Annotated in this window: 10 protein-coding genes; 8 read left to right on the forward strand and 2 right to left on the reverse strand. The window is 73.3% G+C overall.

The genetic code is table 11. From position 1 onward, the window contains the following. Positions 1-94: 94 nt before the first annotated feature. Positions 95-1,138 (reverse strand): serine hydrolase domain-containing protein, encoded by a 1,044-nt coding sequence (locus AC02VZ_RS22420; RefSeq protein WP_476476235.1) that lies wholly within the window; start codon positions 1,136-1,138, stop codon positions 95-97. Between the two features lie 171 nt (positions 1,139-1,309). Here AC02VZ_RS22420 and AC02VZ_RS22425 point away from each other — a divergent pair, with 171 nt between their 5' ends. From AC02VZ_RS22425 to AC02VZ_RS22455, 7 genes are all read left to right on the forward strand, one after another. Continuing rightward, complete coding sequence (locus AC02VZ_RS22425; protein ID WP_476476236.1) at positions 1,310-3,520, forward strand: serine/threonine-protein kinase; 2,211 nt, start codon at positions 1,310-1,312, stop codon at positions 3,518-3,520. Between the two features lie 324 nt (positions 3,521-3,844). Further along, positions 3,845-6,724 (forward strand): protein kinase, encoded by a 2,880-nt coding sequence (locus AC02VZ_RS22430; RefSeq protein ID WP_432055050.1) that lies wholly within the window; start codon positions 3,845-3,847, stop codon positions 6,722-6,724. A gap of 467 nt (positions 6,725-7,191) precedes the next feature. Further along, the gene (locus AC02VZ_RS22435; RefSeq protein WP_432055051.1) at positions 7,192-8,931 is read left to right on the forward strand and encodes a serine/threonine-protein kinase; all 1,740 of its coding nucleotides are present in this window, start codon (positions 7,192-7,194) and stop codon (positions 8,929-8,931) included. 454 nt (positions 8,932-9,385) lie between these two features. Beyond that, positions 9,386-11,005, forward strand: a complete 1,620-nt coding sequence (locus tag AC02VZ_RS22440; protein WP_432055052.1) for a serine/threonine-protein kinase — start codon at positions 9,386-9,388, stop codon at positions 11,003-11,005. A 323-nt stretch (positions 11,006-11,328) separates the two neighbouring features. Next, the gene (locus tag AC02VZ_RS22445) at positions 11,329-13,125 is read left to right on the forward strand and encodes a serine/threonine-protein kinase (protein WP_432055053.1); all 1,797 of its coding nucleotides are present in this window, start codon (positions 11,329-11,331) and stop codon (positions 13,123-13,125) included. A gap of 230 nt (positions 13,126-13,355) precedes the next feature. After that, complete coding sequence (locus tag AC02VZ_RS22450) at positions 13,356-14,969, forward strand: succinic semialdehyde dehydrogenase (RefSeq protein WP_432055054.1); 1,614 nt, start codon at positions 13,356-13,358, stop codon at positions 14,967-14,969. A 359-nt stretch (positions 14,970-15,328) separates the two neighbouring features. Then, a complete protein-coding gene (locus AC02VZ_RS22455) occupies positions 15,329-17,083 on the forward strand; it encodes a GMC oxidoreductase (RefSeq protein ID WP_432055073.1) in 1,755 nt (584 codons plus the stop codon). 1,021 nt (positions 17,084-18,104) lie between these two features. On the opposite strand, the gene AC02VZ_RS22460 is transcribed toward AC02VZ_RS22455, so the two are convergent. After that, entirely contained in the window at positions 18,105-18,506 is a 402-nt protein-coding gene (locus AC02VZ_RS22460) for a chorismate mutase (RefSeq protein WP_432055055.1), read from the reverse strand. A gap of 317 nt (positions 18,507-18,823) precedes the next feature. Here AC02VZ_RS22460 and guaA point away from each other — a divergent pair, with 317 nt between their 5' ends. Beyond that, the gene (guaA, locus tag AC02VZ_RS22465) at positions 18,824-20,404 is read left to right on the forward strand and encodes a glutamine-hydrolyzing GMP synthase (RefSeq protein ID WP_432055056.1); all 1,581 of its coding nucleotides are present in this window, start codon (positions 18,824-18,826) and stop codon (positions 20,402-20,404) included. Positions 20,405-20,416: the final 12 nt, after the last annotated feature.

The following is a 20,416-nucleotide window of genomic DNA, read 5'->3' on the forward strand; positions in this document are numbered from 1 at the left end:
GGTGACGGCGTTGCGGGCGGCGCCGGATGACGGGATCAGCGGTTCACTCGAACGAGCGATGCAATCCGGGATCTCCGTTCGGAGCCGGGGCGTTCTAGGAGGTGCGGGGGCAGAACTCGGCAGCGAGCACCGCGGGCTCGAGACCGGGATCGGCTATGGCGTCCGTGTTCACCCGGAGTGTGAGGACACGCCGGCCGTCGACGGTGGCCGCGGTGCGCACATAGCTGCCGGATATTCGGCCGTTGTGTCCCCACACCGTGGTGCCGCACGGAAGCTCCTGCGGGAACAGGCCCAGTCCGTACGAGCCGTGTGCGGCACGGGTGTCGAGCATCTCGCGCAGCCAGTGCGGGTGCAGCAACTCACCGCCGAGCAGGGCCGAGTAGAAGCGGTCGAGATCGGCGAGCGTGGTGACCAGCTCGCCCGCGGCTCCGGCCACCCGCGGGTCGAGTTCGGCCACGTCGGTCCCGTCGGCGGCGTAGGCCCGGCCGTGCGGGTCGGGAAGGGAGGTGCGGGATCCCGGGAAGGAGGTGCCCGTCAGACGCAGCGGAGCGATGATGCGCTGCTCGGCCTCGTCGGCGTAGGAGCGACCGGTGACCTGCTCGACGACCTCGCCGAGCAGCACGTAGTTCGTGTTCGAGTAGGAGTAGTGGCCGTGATCGGCCGGAGGGTGGGTGAGGGCCAGGCGTATGGACTGACGAGGAGTGAGAGGGACGGTCCCGCGGGTGTCGGCGGAGAAGTCGTGGAGACCGCTGGTGTGGTTGAGCAGGGAACGCAGGGTCAGTGCGCGGCCGTCGTTGCCCGCTCCCCGCACCAGACCCGGCAGGTGCTCCTCCACGGTGTCGGACAGGGACAGGCGGTGCTCCTCGGCCAGTTGGAGCACCACGGTCGCGACGAACGTCTTGGTGATGCTCCCGGCGCGGAAGTGGTCGGACCGCGCCACACCGGGGCCGGCGTCGGCATAGCGGTACCCGCGGCCCTCCTTGGCCAGGAGGGCCGCGGCGGGCACCTCCCCCTCGGTGACCAGCAGGGGGAGAAGCGCGTCCGTGGGCGGGTCCGCCGGTGCCGACGAGGCGGCCGGCGCCATCGCCAGCAGGACCAACGACACGGGGACGGCCAGTAGTGTGCGCAGCGACGGCATCCCGGCTCCTCCCTGGTGGATGCACATCATGCAAGGCGTCTTTACGCGGCCTTCATCCGGGGCCGTGATCCTCTGGGGCCGGAGGCCCGCGCCGAGACACCCTGGGCGTTGGGCACTTGTCGGGTGAGGGACAATGAAGGCTCTGTCAGGGCGGGTTGCATGAGGGGACGCATGTCGGAGCCGGAGCGGGCGGGGACATCTCGTCAGGACAAGAGCGCACGCCTCCTCGCCGGGCGATACCGGCTGGGAGATGTGCTCGGCCGCGGCGGCATGGGGACGGTGTGGCGCGCCGAGGACGAGACCCTGGGCCGGACCGTCGCCGTCAAGGAACTCCGCTTCCCGTCGAACATCGACGAGGAGGAGAAGCGCCGGCTGATCACGCGGACGCTGCGCGAGGCCAAGGCGATCGCGAGGATCCGCAACAACAGCGCCGTGACCGTCTTCGACGTGGTCCAGGAGGACGACCGGCCGTGGATCGTCATGGAACTCGTCGAGGGCAAGTCGCTCGCCGAGGTCATCCGCGAGGACGGCCTGCTGGAGCCCAAGCGGGCCGCCGAGGTGGGTCTCGCCGTGCTGGACGTCCTGCGGTCCGCACACCGCCAGGGCATTCTGCACCGGGACGTGAAGCCGTCCAACGTGCTGATCGCCGAGGACGGCCGGGTCGTGCTCACCGACTTCGGCATCGCGCAGGTCGAGGGCGACCCGTCCATCACGTCCACCGGCATGCTGGTCGGCGCCCCCTCCTACATCTCTCCGGAACGGGCCCGCGGCCACAAGCCGGGTCCGGCCGCCGATCTCTGGTCGCTCGGCGGACTGCTGTACGCCGCGGTGGAAGGGGCGCCCCCGTACGACAAGGGGTCCGCGATCGCCACGCTCACCGCGGTGATGACGGAGCCGCTCGAAGAGCCGAAGAACGCCGGCCCTCTTCGGGACGTCATCCACGGGCTGCTGACCAAGGACCCCGCCCAACGGCTCGACGACGCCGGAGCGCGGGCCATGCTGAACTCGGTCATCCACGCACCTGAGCCCCGAGGCGAGGCCGAACCGGCGGACGCGACCAAGGTCGTTCCGTTGCCCGAGCAGCCCGGAGGACGAGGCGGTGACCGGGAAGAACCCGGTGAGCGGCTGCGGGGCGCCTTCAGTTCCATGCGCAAGGCGGCTGCCGCGGCCGGGGCGGCCGGTGCCGCCCTCGCAGGGCGCACCAAGTCCCCTGAAGGTTCGGGCACGTCGGGACCGGGCACCGTGCCGGGGCCCCGGGAGCCGGGCGGACCCGTGTCCGGGACGGCAGCCGGGACGGCGTCCACCCCGGGCACGTCGGCCGCATCATCCGCCCGTACCGCACTTGCCGCGTCGGCGGGTTCGTCCTCCGCCTCCCCCTCCGCCGCGTCCCACGCTTCCGCCGGCGGTCCCTCCTCGCCTGCGTCCTCGACCTCGTCTCCCTTCTCCTCAGCTTCCTCTTCACCTTCCGCCTCTGCTCCGCCGTCGGCGTCGGCAAGGGGTGATGGGCGCGTGACCGGTGGTGCGGGGCCGACCAAGGACGGGGCGGAGGCGCGGAGTTCGGGGTGGCCCGTGATGACGCCGCCGGATCTGCCGCCGACGCCGGTGCGCCGGGCGCCGCTGACCGACGTCGTGCCGCGACGGACGCTGATCATCATCGCCGTGGTCGTGGCGCTCGCGGTGCTCGGCACCGTCCTCGCTCTGACCCTCGGCGGTAACGAGGGCAGCAGTGACGCCAAGGGCGGCACGGGGGACAGCACGGTGGCCGGGGCGACCCCCAGCGGCGACACCAAGGGGGACGAGGGTGACACCGCCGAGCCAGGCGGTTCCTCAGGGGACGCGAACGGAGACTCCGACGACGGGGACGATGCCCCGGGAGCCGGCCAGGACGAGGACGACTCCGATGCCGAGGACGGGAAGGAGGACGGGGCGGGCGACGACGACGGTGATGTCTCGGTGGACCAGACCCACCAGGGCAAGCAGGGCTATTCGATCGGGCTGCCGGCAGGGTGGAAGTACGTGTCGACGGGTGCCGCGGGCGACCGGTTCACCGGGCCCGACGGCCAGAAGCTGCTCGTCGCCTGGACGTCCACGCCGAAGAGCGACCCCGTGGCCGACTGGAAGAACCAGGAACGCTTCATGCGGCGTTCGCAGTACCGGCAGATACGCATAGAGAAGGTGGACTACCGCGGCTGGAACGCCGCCGACTGGGAATTCACGTACTCAGAGGGCGGCACGAAGTACCGCACCATCGACCGGGGCTTCGTGGTCGACGGCCGGGTCGGCTATGCGCTGATGTACACCGCGAAGGCCGACGACTGGGACGGTGACCGTCGTGAGACGACGTGGCGGACCCTCACGGAGTCGTTCGAGCCCAAGTCCTGACACGGTGTCCGCGTCGCAGCGGCCGGCACGGGCTGTCGTCGTGCCCCGACAGTCCTGCTCGGTAGTCCTGCCCCGGGAGGCGTGACCAGGAGGCGCGACCCGGAAGTCGTGACACGGGCGCACGGCGTGGACCGGGGCGCCCCGGTGACGGCCCTTGCGACGACCGGGCGACTGCGGGGACAGTTCACGGGGCGTTCCGGTGCATGAACTGCTCTCGTGGTGGGCAGTGAGATGTGGCATCCGCGCTCTGCGGGTTGCCTCCGGCACGTATCGTGAGTGCTTGCGGACCGTACGCAGCGGGAATGGTCCGCCGTACGAACGGAATTGACCGACCGTAACGCCGGGGGAGGCATCGTGGACGACTACGCGGGACGTGTACTCGCCGACCGCTACCGCCTGCCGCTGCCGCCCTCCGACGAGTACGAACTGACCGAGACGCGCGCCTTCGACACCTACAGCGGGCAGGAAGTGCTGGTCCGGCAGGTCCCGTTGCCCGAGGTCGTCGAGGCGGAAGTGCTCGATGCCGAGGGGCTGCCCGACGGTTTCACCGCCCGTGACGGCGGGGCACGACGTCCTGCCGGGCGCTCCTCCGCACGCACCGGCACGCGCCGGCCGGCGGATCCGGTGGTGCGACGGGCGGTCGAGGCTGCGCAGGCCGCTGCCGCGATACCCGACCACCCACGGCTGGACCAGGTCTTCGACGTGTTCGCGGAGGGCGGTTCGCTGTGGGTCGTCAGTGAGCTGGTGCCCGCCCGTCCGCTGTCCGCCCTGCTGGCGGAGAAGCCCCTGTCGCCGTACCGGGCGGCGGAAGTGGCCGCCGACGTCCTGATGGCGCTGCGGGTGTTGCACGCCCACGGTTGGGTGCACCGGAACATCACCGCCCGCACCGTGCTGGTCTGCGACGACGGCCGGGTGATGCTCACCGGCCTGGCGGTGGGGGCGGCGGAAGAGGCGCTGTGCGGTTACGACCCGGTCCCGCAGGCCGAGGCGGACGACCCCCAGGCGGGGCAGTATCCCGGTCCGGCCGGGCCGCGGCCGGAGGGACCCGGGGGGACGTTCGCCGGACCGGCCGCCGGCCCTCCCGTCCCGGGGGCTCCCGTGGCAGGGGCTCCGGTGACAGGGACACCCGTCACCGGCGACGGAGGAATGCCGCACGGCCTGACACAGGTGACGCCCCAGGGCGCACCGATGCACCCCGGCGGCGGTCCCGGCGGTTCGGGACGTCCGGGTGCTCCCGGAGCATCGGGTGTGCCGGGTGTGCCGGGTTCCGGGCGGCGGACGGGGCAGGACCACGGTGCGGGGCGTGGACCGGACGGCGGATCGTCGTGGCCGCCCGGGTTCTCCGCCGACCCCGCCCTCGGACCTCCTCCCGGCACGGACCCCGACGCCGCGCGGCGGGCCGCCATCGAGGCGCGGGCGGGTCGGCTCCCCGCTGCCGGTGCCGATCCGGCTCACGGACTCCCCTCCGCCACCGCCCCGCGGCCCCTGGACCGGGCGGGGGACGTGCGGGCGGCCCGCGCCGGTGCCATCGCCGCCTACCGCGCGGGTGCCCGGGCCGCCGCCCGGGTGCAGGAGGCACAGCAGACGAGCAGGGCCGCGCTGCCCGGTGCCCGGCCCGCACCCGAGGCCGGCGCCGCCCCCGCGACGGGTGGCGCCGCCCCGCCGGGACAGATAGCGGACCCGTACGGTGTCGGCGCCACGGGTTGGCACGGGGCCGCCCCCCGTCCCGGTGCCGGCGTCCCCGGTACCGGCGGGGACAGCGGCGTGGCACCCGTCTCCGGCGACCACGGTGCCGGGCCGGGGCGCGGTGCCCTGGACGCCGGAGCCGCACCCGCTCCGGCCCTCGGCCCGGCCGCCGGAGCCCCGGAGGCCGGCGCGGCACCGGACACGGCCCGCTGGGACGACCTCGTGGCCCGTACTCCCGCCCACCGTGGGCCCACCACCGCGCTGGCCGCGGAGCGGGCGCGTCAGGCCCGGATGGCCGTGGTCGGACCGGTGACGGAGCGGTGGGCGCCCGAACAGGCCGGTCCGGTGCACGAGAACTGGCAGTTGGCCGCCCCGATCGGTCCGGCGACGGACCTGTGGGCGCTGGGCGCGCTGCTGTTCCGGGCGGTGCAGGGGCACGCCCCCTACCCGGAGGAGTCGACGGCGGAACTGGTGCAGATGGTGTGCGCGGAACCGCCGGCGTTCGCCGAGGAGTGCGGGCCGCTCCGGCCGGTGGTCGAGTCCCTGCTGCGTCAGGACCCCACCGAGCGCAGTGACGTCGAGGAACTGCGCGGCTGGCTGCGTTCGTTGGTCCGGTCGGCGCCGGAACCGGAGGCGGGCGTCAACGTCATCACCGCACCGCCGGTGGACGCCCGGCGGCTGCCGGTCATCAGGCGCCGGGGTGAACTGGTGCGCAGACGGCGCGCCGGGCTGCCCGCCCAGCAGGCGCGGCACAGGCGGAGCCGGGAGAAGTCCGGCTCCCCCCGACGCCTGGGGCGCACGCTGCTCCTCCTGGTACTCCTCGGGATGGCCGCGGCCATCGCCTACGCGATGCTCTTCATGCCGAAGGCGGGTGAGGACACCGGCGGAGCGGCGACCGACCGCACCGGCGCCGTCGGCGCGACACCGGGCCCGCCACAGCCGTCGGACGACGGAAGGGACGACGGCAAGGACGAGGACACGGACGGCGGCGCGAAGGGCGGGGGAGCGGACGGCGACAAGGAGTCGGCGCCCTCGACGGAGACCCAGACCACGGGCCCCGAGGTGGCCGAGGGCTTCACGTTGCGCAAGGATCCCGAGGGCTTCCGGATCGCCGTGGCCGAGGGCTGGACGCGCACCGCGAAGAACGGCAGCGGGCAGGTCGTCTACTCCAAGGGCGACTTCGAGCTCATCGTCGTACCGGGGCGGGACAGTGCGGCCCGGTACGGCAGCGACCCGATGGCCTACCAGCGGGACGCCGAGCGGGAACTCCAGCCGTACCGGGACTCCAGCTGGGCCACGTCGACCGGGCTGAAAAGCATCGAGGTGGGCGGACGGAGCATGGCCGAGGGGCAGTTCACCTGGACCGGATCGAGCGGTGAGGACCTGTACGTCCGCAACCTCGCGGTGTTGATCGACGGCCGGTACCACGTCGTCCAGGTGCGCGGCCCCGAGGGCGAGCGCGACGAGGTGACACGGCACTTCGAGCAGGCCTCGGCGACGTACCGGATCACGGACTGACGTTCTCGGACGGACCCAGACGGGCCGTTGCTCACGGGCCCCCTCCTCACGGGCGGGCCCGCTCCTCACGGGCCGTTGCTCACCGGTCGCCGATGCCTGCACGGCCACCCCCCGGACCGATGCCCACCGAGGTCCATGGACCTACGCGGACCGACGTGGACCGATGCGAACCGGCGTGAACCGATGCGCATGGCGGACGGGGACCGATGCGCATGGGGCAGCGCCACGGGCCGGAGTCCCAGGGGGAGGCCGCCCACGGACCGGTGCTCGGGAGCCGGTGTTCACGGACTGACGGCCGGCCGTGGAAGGAGGTGCGGCGGATGCATTTCGCCGCGCCGAGGTTGCCTGGTGAGGCATATCGCGACAACCATCACAGTGCGGTCTCCATGGCACCTCGTCGGTTCCCAGAAAGTGGCTAGATCCTTACGCTGACCCTGTCAAGAGCATTGCGGGGCAACGTGAATCAGATGCAGGGCCGACTCGTCGCGGGCCGTTACCGGCTCGGTGAGGCCATCGGCAACGGTGGCATGGGCCGGGTGTGGCGGGCGCACGACGAGGTGCTGCACCGGTCGGTCGCCATCAAGGAGTTGACCGCGGCGCTCTACGTCTCCGACAGTGAGCGGACCATGCTGCTGGCCCGCACCCGCGCCGAGGCACGGGCCGCCGCCCGTATCAACCACTCGGCCGTCGTCACCGTGCACGATGTCCTGGAGCACGACGGCCGGCCGTGGATCGTCATGGAGTTGGTCGAGGGACGGTCGCTCGCCGACGCCGTCGAGGAACAGGGGCGTGTCGAACCCCGGGAGGCGGCCCGCATCGGCCTGTGGGTGCTGCGGGCTCTGCGCGCCGCGCACCGGGCGGGTGTGCTGCACCGGGACGTGAAGCCCGGCAACGTCCTGCTCGCCCGGGACAGCCGGGTGCTGCTCACCGACTTCGGCATCGCGCAGATCGATGGGGACACGGCCATCACCCGGACCGGTGAGGTCGTCGGCTCCGTCGACTACCTGGCGCCGGAGCGGGTCCGCGGCCACGATCCCGGTCCCGCCTCCGACCTGTGGGCCCTCGGGGCGACGCTGTACACGGCGGTGGAGGGCACGTCGCCGTTCCGGCGGACCTCGCCGCTGACGACCATGCAGGCGATCGTCGAGGAGGACGTCGACGAACCGCGCCACGCCGGGCCCCTCGTCCCGGTGATCGCCGCCCTCCTCCGCAAGGATCCGGCCGCCCGGCCCGACGTCGAACGCGCCGAGGAGATGCTCGCCGACGCCGCGGAGGGCCGGCGGCCGGACATCGCCCAGGCGTACGTCCCGACACGGCCCGTCGCCCCGCCCACAATGCCGGGGCGCGCGGTGCGGGGAACGTCGGCGGGCGACACGAGGCCGGACACCGTCGTGCCGGCGCCGGCCTCCCCTCGCGCCACGACCGTTCCCACCCCCGCCCCCACCCCTCCAGCAGGCGTGCCGGCACCGCGTCCGGGCTCCGGCGGCGGCCCGCAGGCCGTGGGGCACACCGTCGGGCAGTCCACGGGTGCCCTCGGCACCGCAGGCCCCCGCGGCGGCCGAGGAGGGCGGCGGCGCATGGTGGCGCTGGTGGTCGCGCTGGCCGCGATCGTCGGCGGCGGCACCGCGGTGGTCCTGCAGCAGCGGGGCGACGACGGCCGGCCGGGCGGCGGGGCGTCCGCCGCGTCGTCCGCCTCCCCGGCGGCCGAAACTCCGGAGGAGACGGACTCGTCGGGCGGCCTCCCGGCGGGCTGGGTGCGCCGCACCGACCCCTACGGGTTCAGCGTCGTCCTGCCGGGCGCCGACTGGAAGCGTGTCGTGCCGGACGGAGACAACCGCCAGGTGGATTACACACCCGACGGCGGCAAGCACTTCCTGCGCATCGCCGTCGACGACTCACCCGACTTCGACGACCCCTACGCGCACCTGAGCGACCTGGACCAGCAGATAGGCCAACGGCTGGTCGACTACCGGCGGATGGAACTGCGGCGCCTTCTCTACCGGGACCGCGAGGCCGCCCGGCTGGAGTACACCTGGACGGCGCTGCCCAAGGACACGGAGTTCCCCGGTCCCTACCGGGCGGTCGACCAGATGTACGTGGCGCGGGACGGTGCCGAGTACGCCCTCTACATGGCGGGGCCCGCCGAGGACTGGGACACCACCCGGGAGCAATTCGAGACGGTGCTCAAGGGCTGGCGCGAGCGCTGACGAGTGGGCGGGAGGGGGAGCGGCGGACCGTGGTCGGCCGGCCCGGCCCCTCCCGTCGGAGTCCGGACGACGATCCGCGGCCAGCCGATGACAACCGACGTCCACGGCCGTCCGTCACGGCGGATCGCCGACGCTCACTGCGCCGGCCCGTCCACATGATCTCCGCACCGGGCACCGGGCACCGGGCACCGGGCACCGGGCTCTGAGCACCCGCACCCCTACGGCGGCGGACCGGGCACACGCGTCCGGCACTCGCACGGGGCACACGGTCGGGGCGCCTGCCCCATGTACCTGCCCCATGTACCTCCACCAGGCACGTGTACCTCGCACCTGCCTCTCGCACCCGCACCCCACGCCTGCCATCCACATGTGCCCTCCGCACCTGCGGAGACGTCTCCCGCTTGGCCGAATCGCCGTACCGGAGGGGAGACATCCGGTGGGGCATGATGGGCGCATGGGGACCGAGGGGGCGTCTGGCAACGGCAACGCTCGACACAACGCCCGTGTGATCGCGGGCCGTTACCGGTTGGAGGAGAGGCTCGGGCGCGGTGGCATGGGCGTGGTGTGGCGGGCGACCGACGAACTGCTCGGCCGGGAGGTCGCCGTCAAGGAACTCCCCGTGGACGAGACGCTCTCGGCCGCGGAAGCCCGCAAGCAGCGGGATCGCACCCTGCGCGAGGCCCGCGCGCTGGCGCAGTTGAGCCACCCGCACATCACGGTCGTCCACGACGTCGTCGAGGACGACGACCGTCCCTACATCGTGCTGGAGCTGATCGACGGCGTCTCGCTCGCCGAACGGGTCGCCCGGGACGGGCCGGTCGATGCGGACGAAGCCGCCCGCATCGGCATCGATCTACTGGGGGCGCTCCGCGCCGCGCACACGGCCGGGGTGCTGCACCGGGACCTCAAACCGGCCAACGTCCTGCTGGAGAACGGAACCGACCGCGTCGTCCTGACCGACTTCGGCATCGCCCGGGTCGCGGGCGCCACGACGCTCACCGAGCACGGCTCCTTCGTCGGCTCGCCCGAGTACACCGCGCCCGAACGCATGGCCGGAGCGAGGACCGGCCCGGAGTCCGACCTGTGGTCGCTGGGCGCGTTGCTCTGCACGGTGCTCAGCGGCGAGTCGCCCTTCCGGCGCGACTCGCTCGGCGGCGTCCTCCACGCGGTCGTGGTCGACGAGGTGCGGCCGCCCGCGCAGGCCGGTCCGATCCTGCCCGTCGTCCACGGGTTGCTGGAGCGCGAGCCCGACCGGCGGCTGGACGCGGACGCGGCGGAACGCATGCTGCGGGTCTTCCGTGAGACGGGGCGCACCCCGGACGTGCCGCCGCTCGATGGGCCGTTTCCAGGCCACGCACCGCGACGCCGTCGGGGGCGGGGACGACGGGACGCCGGGGCTCACGACGGCGGGCTCCGGCCACCCCCGTCCGACGGGAGCCGCCCGGCCGGGCCGCCCGCGCGGAGCCGGCTGGTGGCGGTGCTGGCGGTCGCCGCCATGGCGGTGGCCGGTGTCTCGGCGGCGGCGCTGCTCATGAAGCATGACGGCGGCGGAGGGTTGCCTCCGTCCACCACGTCACCGGAAGCCCCGGCGCCCACCGCCCCGGGCTCCCGGTCCACCACGGCCACTGCCCCGGCCCCCCGCACGGGCACCGAACACGAAGGCCCCGACAGCCCCGCGGGCACCGCACCCGGGGACCGGAAGGGCACCGGACAGCCGGGGGATGCCGGGGACTCCGGGAGTACGGCACCGGAGACGTCCGCGCGTCCGACGCCCGGGACGACGGGCACGGGACGGGCGCCGGATCGCCCGGAGGCCACCCGGGCGGACGCTCCCGCCGCACCCTCGCGCGCGGCGCTCAGGGGGGTTTCCCTCGCGACCTCCCCGCCGGCGCCGCGCTTCCCCTCCGCGTCCACGTCCGCGTCCGCGCAAACGTTTTCCCGTTCCCGCGCCGCGCTGCCCCAGCCCGCCGCGCTGCCCCAGCCCGCCGCGCTGCCCCAGCCCGCCGTGACGCGCCCGCCCGCCGTGACCGTCCGGGCGGCTGCCCCGCCCCCTGCACCCGGCGTCGGACCGTGATCGGCTCCTCCGACCCGGTGAGGCGGCGGCCCGGTGAGGCGGCGGCCCGATGATGCGGTGACCCGGCAACCGGCCCTCAGGTCCGTTCCTCCGACGGCCACCTCTCCGAAGGCCAGCCCCTCCGGGGCCCCGGCCCCCACCGCCCCCCGGCCCTCCGGTGCCTCGCCACCCCGGCCCTCCCCGCCCCACCCCGTCCCGGTCGGGCGCGGCCGTAGGCACCGTATGGATGCAAACGGGATATATGCCGCGCCCTGGGTCACGGGTCTGTGACCGGACCCGGCCCGCTGTGGAACCGTGGGGGCCCGGCGCGATATGGATGGACCATGAGCAGCAACGGGGGGCCCCGCAACGGCGCCGACGAACCGACGAGTTTTGATCTGCAACCGCCGATCCCGCACCCGCCGTCGGCCGTGCCGCACCCCGGCAACCCGTACGCGGCGCCGACCGAGATCGTCCCTTCGCAGCAGCACGGCCCGGCGGAGGGGCGCCCGCAGGGGCACCCCGCACCCCCCGCGCAGAACCACCCGGCGCGCCCTGCCGAGGAACGCCCGTCGTTCCCGGTGCAGGGTGATCCCCGGTCCGGGCCGCAGGCGTCGCCGCAGTCGCCGTCGTCGCAGGACCCCGGAGCGGGGCGGGTCATCGCGGGCCGGTATCGGCTGCTCGGCAAACTGGGGCACGGTGGCATGGGCACCGTGTGGCGGGCCAAGGACGAGACGGTGGACCGGGAGGTCGCCGTCAAGGAGCCCCGCGTTCCCGACCATCTTCCCGACCGCGAACGTGCCAACGCCTTCGAGCGGATGCGGCGCGAGGCGCGTGCCGCGGCCCGGCTCGACCACCCGGCGGTCGTCAACGTCCATGACGTCGCGGTCGTCGACGGACAGCCGTGGATCGTGATGGAACTCGTCCAGGGCCGCTCCCTGGGCGCGGTGTTGCAGGAGGAGGGCACCCTCGCGCCGCGCGAGGCGGCCCGCGTCGGTCTGGAGGTGCTCGGCGCCCTGGAGGCCGCTCATGCCGCGGGCATCCTGCACCGGGACGTCAAGCCGGACAACGTGATGCTCGGCCGGTACGACCGGGTCGTCCTCACCGATTTCGGCATCGCCCAGATCGAGGGCGAGACCAACCTGACCGACACCGGCGGCTTCGTCGGTTCGCCCGAGTACATCGCGCCGGAACGGGTGCTGGGCCAGCGTCCCGGCCCCGCCTCCGACCTCTGGTCGCTCGGTGTCGTGCTCTACGCGGCCACGGAGGGCGTGTCGCCGTTCCGCCGCAGCAACACGCCGGCCACCCTCCAGTCGGTGCTCAACGCGACACCGGCGCCCCCGGCCGCCGCCCAGGGGCCGCTGGCCGAGGTCATCAACGCACTGCTGGACAAGGACCCGTCGCGGCGGCCGAACGCGGCCCGGGTCCGTGCCCTGCTGGAGGCAGCCGCGGAGCCGCCGGCGCCACCGGTGCCCACCCAGATCGTGAACGTGCCGGTTCCCGGAGTGGGCGGCAAGGGGATCCGGCTCGGCCGCAAGGCGCTGCTCGGGCTGGGCGCGGCCGTGGTCGCGGGTGCGGTGGCCGCCTACCTGGTGATCGCCGACCCCTTCGCGGGGCCGCTGCCGGACGGTTGGAAGACCCGGGAGGAGAAGGCCCTCGCGGTGAGCCTGGCCGTGCCGGACGGCTACCAGCGGTCCGTGCCGGACGAGGACTCCAACGACACCGACCACTGGGTCCGGTACACCGACTGGAGCGGCAGCATCTGGGTCAACCTCTCCCTGGAGAAGAAGACCGACACCGGCAACGACATCGCGGGCTCCGCGGACGCGGAGATGTACGACGACGACGCCCAGTTCAAGGAACGCGGCAACTACAAGCTCGGCATCCCGTCCGGCCCGAAGACCGACCCCCGGCCGAACCTCACCCATCAGGGCGGCAAGGCGGCCGAGAACACCGTCGTCTACACCACCGACGACTCCCGGAACCCGCTCCCCCGCGAGATGCGGATCTTCTACTACCGGACCTCCGCGGGCGACATGTACAAGCTGATCGTCGGCTACCCGGGCAAGGGCGACTTCACGGAGCGCGGGCGGGACGTGGCGAAGACCGTCATCGAGAACCTGGACGTCACCCGCCCCTGACCGGGCCCCGCGTCACGCGACCGCGTCCGGACCGCACTCCCCACCTGCTCCGGACCGGCCGGGAGGTTCCGTGACCGAGTTGAGACCGGGCCGTGCGGGTCGGGCCGTCGCCGTGGCCAATGCCCTGATCAGGGGCTTTGTTGCCAGCGTTCACTGGCGGCATGTGAGCGGTCGGTGAATCTGTTACCGACGGGTACACAAAGTGGGCGCCCCGGCATACCCTGCGGCACATGACCGACGCGCAGACCCGGGAAACGACCGGCACCAATCCCCTCGCCCCCGCCCCCGAGGGTGTCCGCACCGCCGCCGACGTGGTCACGCCGGACCTGGTCGCCCGGCTCACCAAGGGCGTCGTCGGGTCGGGGCGCACCGTCAACCACACCCCGTTCACCGGTGAGAAGCTGGCCGACCTGCCCGAGTCGACGCCGGAGGACGTCGCGCTGGCCTTCGAGACGGCCCGGGCCGCCCAGGCCGCGTGGGCGATGACACCGGTCCGGCAGCGGGCCGCCGTCCTGCTGCGCTTCCACGACCTGGTCCTGGAACGCCAGGCCGAGGTGCTCGACCTCATCCAGCTGGAGACCGGCAAGGCCCGGCTGCACGCCCACGAGGAGGTCCAGGCGGTGGCCGTCGCCGCGCGCCACTACGGCCGCCGGGCCGCCGCGTACCTGCGGCCCAAACGTCGCGCGGGGGCCGTCCCGGCGCTCACCAAGGTCACCGAGCTGCGGCACCCGCGCGGCGTGATCGGCCAGATCGTCCCCTGGAACTACCCTCTCGAACTGTCCGTCGGCGACGCGCTGCCCGCGCTGGTGGCCGGCAACGCGGTGGTCATGAAGCCCGACACCGAGTCCTGCCTGACCGCGCTGTGGGCGCGTGACCTGCTGATCGAGGCCGGACTGCCCGCGGACGTGCTCCAGGCCGTCATCGGTCTCGGCCCGGTCGTCGGCCCGGAGGTCGTCAAGCGCGGCGACTACGTCTCCTTCACCGGCTCCACCCGCACGGGCCGCGAGGTCGCCACCGTCGCCGCGGACCGTCTCGTCGGCGTCTCCCTCGAACTGGGCGGCAAGAACGCCATGGTGGTCCTGGAGGACGCCGACATCGAGAAGGCGGCGGCCGGTGCGGTCCGCGCCTGCTTCTCCTCGGCGGGCCAGCTGTGCATCTCCATCGAGCGGCTGTACGTCCACGAGTCGATCGCCGACACCTTCCTGGAGCGCTTCGCCGCCCGGACCCGCGCGATGCGGCTGGGCAGTTCCCTCGCCTACGGCGCGGACATGGGCTCGCTGGTCAGCGGGCACCAGCTGGAGACGGTGACCCGGCACGTGGACGACGCCGTCGCCCGGGGCGCGACCGTGGTCGCGGGCGGGGTGGCCCGGCCGGACATCGGCCCCTTCTTCTACGAGCCGACCATCCTCGAAGGCGTCACCCAGGGCATGACCCTGTGCGAGGAGGAGACCTTCGGCCCGGTCGTCTCCGTCTACCGCTTCCGTACCGACGACGAGGCGGTCGAGCGCGTCAACTCCACCCCGTACGGCCTGAACTCCTCGGTCTGGACGACGAACACCCGGCGCGGCCGGGACATCGCCGCGCGGCTGCGCACCGGGACCGTGAACATCAACGAGGGGTACGCCTCCGCGTACGGCAGCGTCCAGGCGCCCATGGGCGGCATGAAGGAGTCCGGACTCGGCCGCCGGCACGGCTCCGAGGGCATCCACAAGTACACCGAGTCCCAGACCGTCGCCCACCAGCGGCTGCTGCCGATGGCTCCCTCGCTCGGCATGGACGACGCGCAGTACGCGGCGTTCATGAGCCGGAGCCTGCGTCTGATGAAGGCGTTCCGGTTCCGCTGAGCCCGTTCCCGCACCACTCCGGCGGCGGGCCCGTCCCGCCGCCGGCCGGCTTTCGACGAGGAGAGCACGTGTCCCAGGACCACTCCGCCCCCGGGCCCGCAGACACCACCCGGTACGCCGCCGACGCCACCGCCCAGGACGCCCCGGCGCCCGACGCCCCGGCGGCCCCCGCGCAGAACGCCCCCGCGCAGGACGTTCCCGCGCAGGACGCCCCCGCGGACCCGCCAGGCCCTCGCGGCGCCCCCGGCCCGGACCGTGCCTCCGACCCGGCCCCTGCCTCCGAGCCTGTCCCTGCCCCGGCCCCGGCCCCGGCCCCTGCTCCTGAGCGCGAGCACGCGTACGACTACGACGTCCTCGTCGTGGGCTCCGGCTTCGGCGGGTCCGTGTCGGCGCTGCGCCTGACCGAGAAGGGGTACCGCGTCGGTGTCCTGGAGGCCGGCCGCCGCTGGACCAGGGAGACCCTGCCGAAGAACTCCTGGGACCTGAAGAACTACCTGTGGGCTCCCAAACTGGGCATGTACGGCATCCAGCGCATCCACCTCCTGGGCAACGTGATGGTGCTGGCCGGTGCGGGCGTGGGCGGCGGTTCCCTCAACTACGCCAACACCCTGTACGTACCGCCGAAGCCCTTCTTCGAGGACCCGCAGTGGCGGGACATCACCGACTGGCAGGAGGAGCTGAAGCCCTACTACGACCAGGCCCGGCGCATGCTCGGGGTCCGTCTGAACCGGACGGTGACCCCCTCCGACGTCCACCTGAAGGCCGCGGCCGAGCGGATGGGCGTGGGGGACACCTTCCACATGGCGCCGGTCGGCGTCTTCTTCGGCGACGGCGAGGACGCGGACGGGACCGTGAAGGCCGCACCCGGCCAGGAGGTCCCCGACCCGTACTTCGGCGGGGTGGGACCCTCGCGCCGGGCCTGTGCCGAGTGCGGCGAGTGCATGACCGGCTGCCGGCACGGCGCGAAGAACACCCTGAACGAGAACTACCTCCACCTCGCCGAGAAGGCCGGCGCCGTCGTCCATCCGATGACGACGGCCGTCGCGGTGACGGAGGACGGGCACGGCGGTTTCGCCGTGGCCACCGTGCCGACCGGCCGGCGCCGCAAGGGCCGCGGCCGGACCTTCCGGGCGCGCCGGGTCGTCCTCGCCGCGGGCACCTACGGCACCCAGACGCTGCTGCACCGCATGAAGGAGACCGGCCGGCTCCCGCACCTCTCGGACAGGCTGGGCGAACTCACCCGCACCAACTCCGAGGCCCTGGTCGGCGCCCAGACCGACAACCGCCGCTACCGCAGGGCGACCGGCGCGCCCCGGGCCGACTTCACCCGCGGGGTCGCCATCACGTCGTCCATCCACCCCGACGAGAACACCCACATCGAGCCGGTCCGCTACGGCTACGGCTCCAACTCGATGGGCGCCCTGTCGATCCTCCAGGTGCCCTACGCGGGCAGCAGTGGTTCCGGCGCCGCCCGGGTCCTGGGCTGGCTGGGCAACGCCGCACGTCACCCGGTGCTCACCGTGCGGTCGCTGTCCAACCGGCGCTGGTCCGAGCGAACCATCATCGCCCTGGTGATGCAGTCGCTGGACAACTCCCTGACGACGCGGCTCAAGCCGTCCGGCATCGGCAAGGGGCTGCTCACCGCCCGCCAGGGGCACGGGGCTCCGAACCCCAAGCAGATCAAGGCGGCCACCGAGGGAGCGTCCGCGCTGGCGGCCGAGATCAACGGCTTCCCGGGCTCCAACGTGGGCGAACTCACCGGGATGCCGCTCACCGCCCACTTCCTGGGCGGCTGTCCGATCGGTGCTTCCCCGGACACCGGGGTGATCGACCCCTACCACCGGCTCCACGGCCACCCCGGCATCTCCGTGGTGGACGGGGCCGCGGTCTCCGCCAACCTGGGCGTGAACCCGTCGCTGACCATCACCGCCCAGGCCGAGCGGGCCATGTCGTACTGGCCCAACAAGGGTGAGGCCGACCCGCGTCCCGGGCAGGAGGAGCCCTACCGGCGTCTCCAGCCGGTCGAGCCGAAGTCCCCGGCGGTGCCGGCGGACGCGTTCGGCGCGCTGAAGCTGCCGTTCCTGGGGATGCCGACGGTGCCGCCGAAGAAATGAAGAAATGGGGGGCGGTCGGGGCCGGAATGGAGGGGGCAAGGCTGTGCAAAAGGTGAGGACCTGCGCCCCCCTCCGAGCGCAGGTCCTCCGACGGCCCCGGACGGGGCCCGTGGCTTCGGAAGGTTCGATCGCTGAGCCCCATGGATGGTTGTCCCGTCAAGCACAGATTGCTGTGTGACGTGGATCACGCGCGCCGCCTCGGGGGCTGAGTACCGCGCACGAGATGCCGGAGCGGAGGCGGCGTGCGCGGAGAGGCGGGGCGGCCTGCCGTGTCCGCGGGAAGACGACGCGCGCGCCGCGCCGGTAACCGTGGTCGTGTCGGTGCCCGGTGTCGTGTCCGTCCTCGGGGGCCGTGTCCACTCCGTCCGGTCCCCGTGCGGCCCGACCAGCTCATGCCCGTCCACGTCCGTCCACGTCCATGCGTGCCCGTGCCCGTGCCCGGGCGGACGAAGGGCCCCGTGGGGCCTCGGGTCGAGGCGGAGCCGCGGGGCCCTTCCATGGTCAGCACCGGCGTCAGGGCCGCGCCGGTGCCCGTGAGCGGCGCCGGGGGGTGGCGCCGCGGGTTTCGAACGCCCTGGGGCCGCCGTGATCCGGGAGTCCGGCGGGAGCGCGCGCCGGGTGTGGGGTCCCGGCGGGGTCCGGCGGTCACCGGTCGTGCGTCGGCGCAGGGCCATGCGGTTGTCTGCGGGGGACGTGGGCGCGTACGCATCGTCCTCGAGCGTGCCGCCCCGCTGCCTTCCGATCCGGACCCGGACGAAGTCCGCCGGTCGGCTCCGGGCGTCCCCGGAGCCGACCGTTCTCTTGGGTGACCGGGCTGCTGTCCCCTGCCGTCCGGTCACTTGTCCGGAGCGAGGTCCCACGACGCACGGCACGATCCGTACGTCTCATCGCTCCGGCGAGCCACGCGTGGTTCTTTCGGGCCCGCCCCTGGCTGGCACGGACATCGGTTCCAACGAAGCGGCTTCACCGGCGGTCACGCGCCGTACGGGTGAGAAGGATGCGTACGTCTGTGCCGCGAACGTCAGATCCGGCCCCGGCAGAGCTCCAGCAGCGTCATGGCCAGGGCGGTGCCCGGCTTGCCCAGCGCGTCCCGGAAGTGGGCGAGGACCTCCATCTCGCGGGACAGGTTCACCCGTCGCCCGCCGGAGGCGATCCGCTCCTTCTGGATGACGGCCGAGACGGCCATCCGTTCCTGCACCAGGCCGATGATCCGGTCGTCGAGGGCGTCGATCCGCTCCCGCGCGCCGGTGATCAGCTCGGCGGCCTCGGAGGTGCGGGCGCCGGTCCTCTCGGGGGACGAAGAGGCCGGACGGGCCGGGGTGGCCGGGGCAGGGGCGGCCTGGCCGGAGGGACTGGTTGCGGTGGCGGGACCGGTGGCGGACCCGGTGGTGACGGCGGCGGTCGTGGCAGTGGCGGCGGACATGAGGGCTCCTCGCGGTACGGGACGCGGTGCCCGGAGCGACAGGACCCGGACGAACACAGACGCCCCGGGCCTTGTCGGCCCGGGGCGCCTGGGAAGTCGCTTGTCAGATGCTCAAGCAGCACGACCATGGCAGCCGGCGGGCCGGGTGCCATAGGTAAAGAGGAAGGTCGGGTGCGTGAGCATGGGGGCCAGTATGCCCCGCCGCGTCCGCGCGTCCAACCCCGACCGGATGATGAGACGGGGCCGGACGGCCCCCCGCGCGCCCCCCGGTAGAATCGGGACGCACAAGCTCCCGCCCCACCGCCGGAAGGCACTCCGTGTCCTCAGCGACTCCCGCTGCCCCCGCGCCCGACACCGTTCTGGTCGTCGACTTCGGCGCGCAGTACGCCCAGCTCATCGCCCGTCGCGTCCGCGAGGCGCGGGTCTACAGCGAGATCGTGCCGAGCACCATGCCGGTCGAGGAGATCATCGCCAGGAACCCCGCGGCGATCATCCTCTCCGGAGGCCCCTCGTCCGTGTACGAGAAGGGTGCCCCGACCGTCGACCCGGCGCTGTTCGAGGCCGGTGTCCCCGTCTTCGGCATGTGCTACGGCTTCCAGCTGATGGCCCAGAGCCTCGGCGGCCAGGTGGACAACACCGGGGCCCGCGAGTACGGCCGCACGGAGCTGCACGTCTCCAAGGCCTCCTCCACCCTCTTCGAGGGCACGCCCGCCGAGCAGGCGGTGTGGATGTCCCACGGCGACGCCTGCTCGGCCGCCCCCGAGGGCTTCACCGTGACCGCCTCCACGGACGTCGTGCCCGTCGCCGCGTTCGAGAACGACGAGAAGAAGCTCTACGGCGTCCAGTACCACCCCGAGGTGATGCACTCCACGCACGGGCAGCAGGTGCTGGAGCACTTCCTGTACCGGGGCGCGGGCCTGACCCCCGACTGGACCACCGGCAACGTCATCGAGGAGCAGGTCGCGGCCATCCGCGAGCAGGTCGGCGACAAGCGGGCCATCTGCGGACTGTCCGGAGGTGTGGACTCCGCGGTCGCCGCCGCCCTGGTGCAGAAGGCCATCGGCTCCCAGCTGACCTGCGTCTACGTCGACCACGGCCTGATGCGCAAGGGCGAGACCGAGCAGGTCGAGAAGGACTTCGTCGCCGCGACCGGCGTGCAGCTGAAGGTGGTGGACGCGAGCGAGCGGTTCCTCACCGCGCTCAAGGGCGTGTCCGACCCCGAGGAGAAGCGGAAGATCATCGGCCGCGAGTTCATCCGGGTCTTCGAGCAGGCCCAGGCCGAGATCGTCGCCGACGAGGGCCCTGCCGTCGAGTTCCTGGTCCAGGGCACCCTGTACCCGGACGTCGTCGAGTCCGGTGGCGGCACCGGCACCGCCAACATCAAGTCGCACCACAACGTCGGCGGGCTGCCCGATGACCTCGAGTTCAAGCTGATCGAGCCGCTGCGCCAGCTGTTCAAGGACGAGGTGCGGATGGTCGGCCAGGAACTCGGCCTGCCGGACGAGATCGTCCAGCGCCAGCCGTTCCCCGGCCCCGGCCTCGGCATCCGGATCGTCGGCGAGGTCACCAAGGAGCGGCTGGACCTGCTCCGCGAGGCCGACGCCATCGCCCGCGAGGAGCTCTCCGCGGCCGGCCTCGACCGCGACATCTGGCAGTGCCCGGTCGTCCTGCTCGCGGACGTCCGCAGCGTCGGCGTCCAGGGCGACGGCCGGACCTACGGCCACCCGATCGTCCTGCGCCCGGTGTCCTCGGAGGACGCCATGACCGCCGACTGGTCGCGCCTGCCGTACGACGTCCTCGGCAAGATCTCCACCCGCATCACCAACGAGGTGCGCGACGTCAACCGGGTCGTCCTCGACGTGACCTCCAAGCCGCCGGGGACCATCGAGTGGGAGTGAGCCCCCACGGGC

It is taken from the genome of Streptomyces sp. 3-6, from assembly GCF_056323165.1.

Bases quoted from the DNA above. Each gene is read 5' to 3' on its own strand.
- AC02VZ_RS22420 (WP_476476235.1), bottom strand. From the start codon at position 1,138: ATGCCGTCGCTGCGCACACTACTGGCCGTCCCCGTGTCGTTGGTCCTG.
- AC02VZ_RS22425 (WP_476476236.1), top strand. From the start codon at position 1,310: ATGTCGGAGCCGGAGCGGGCGGGGACATCTCGTCAGGACAAGAGCGCA.
- AC02VZ_RS22435 (WP_432055051.1), top strand. From the start codon at position 7,192: ATGCAGGGCCGACTCGTCGCGGGCCGTTACCGGCTCGGTGAGGCCATC.
- AC02VZ_RS22440 (WP_432055052.1), top strand. From the start codon at position 9,386: ATGGGGACCGAGGGGGCGTCTGGCAACGGCAACGCTCGACACAACGCC.
- AC02VZ_RS22445 (WP_432055053.1), top strand. From the start codon at position 11,329: ATGAGCAGCAACGGGGGGCCCCGCAACGGCGCCGACGAACCGACGAGT.
- AC02VZ_RS22450 (WP_432055054.1), top strand. From the start codon at position 13,356: ATGACCGACGCGCAGACCCGGGAAACGACCGGCACCAATCCCCTCGCC.
- AC02VZ_RS22460 (WP_432055055.1), bottom strand. From the start codon at position 18,506: ATGTCCGCCGCCACTGCCACGACCGCCGCCGTCACCACCGGGTCCGCC.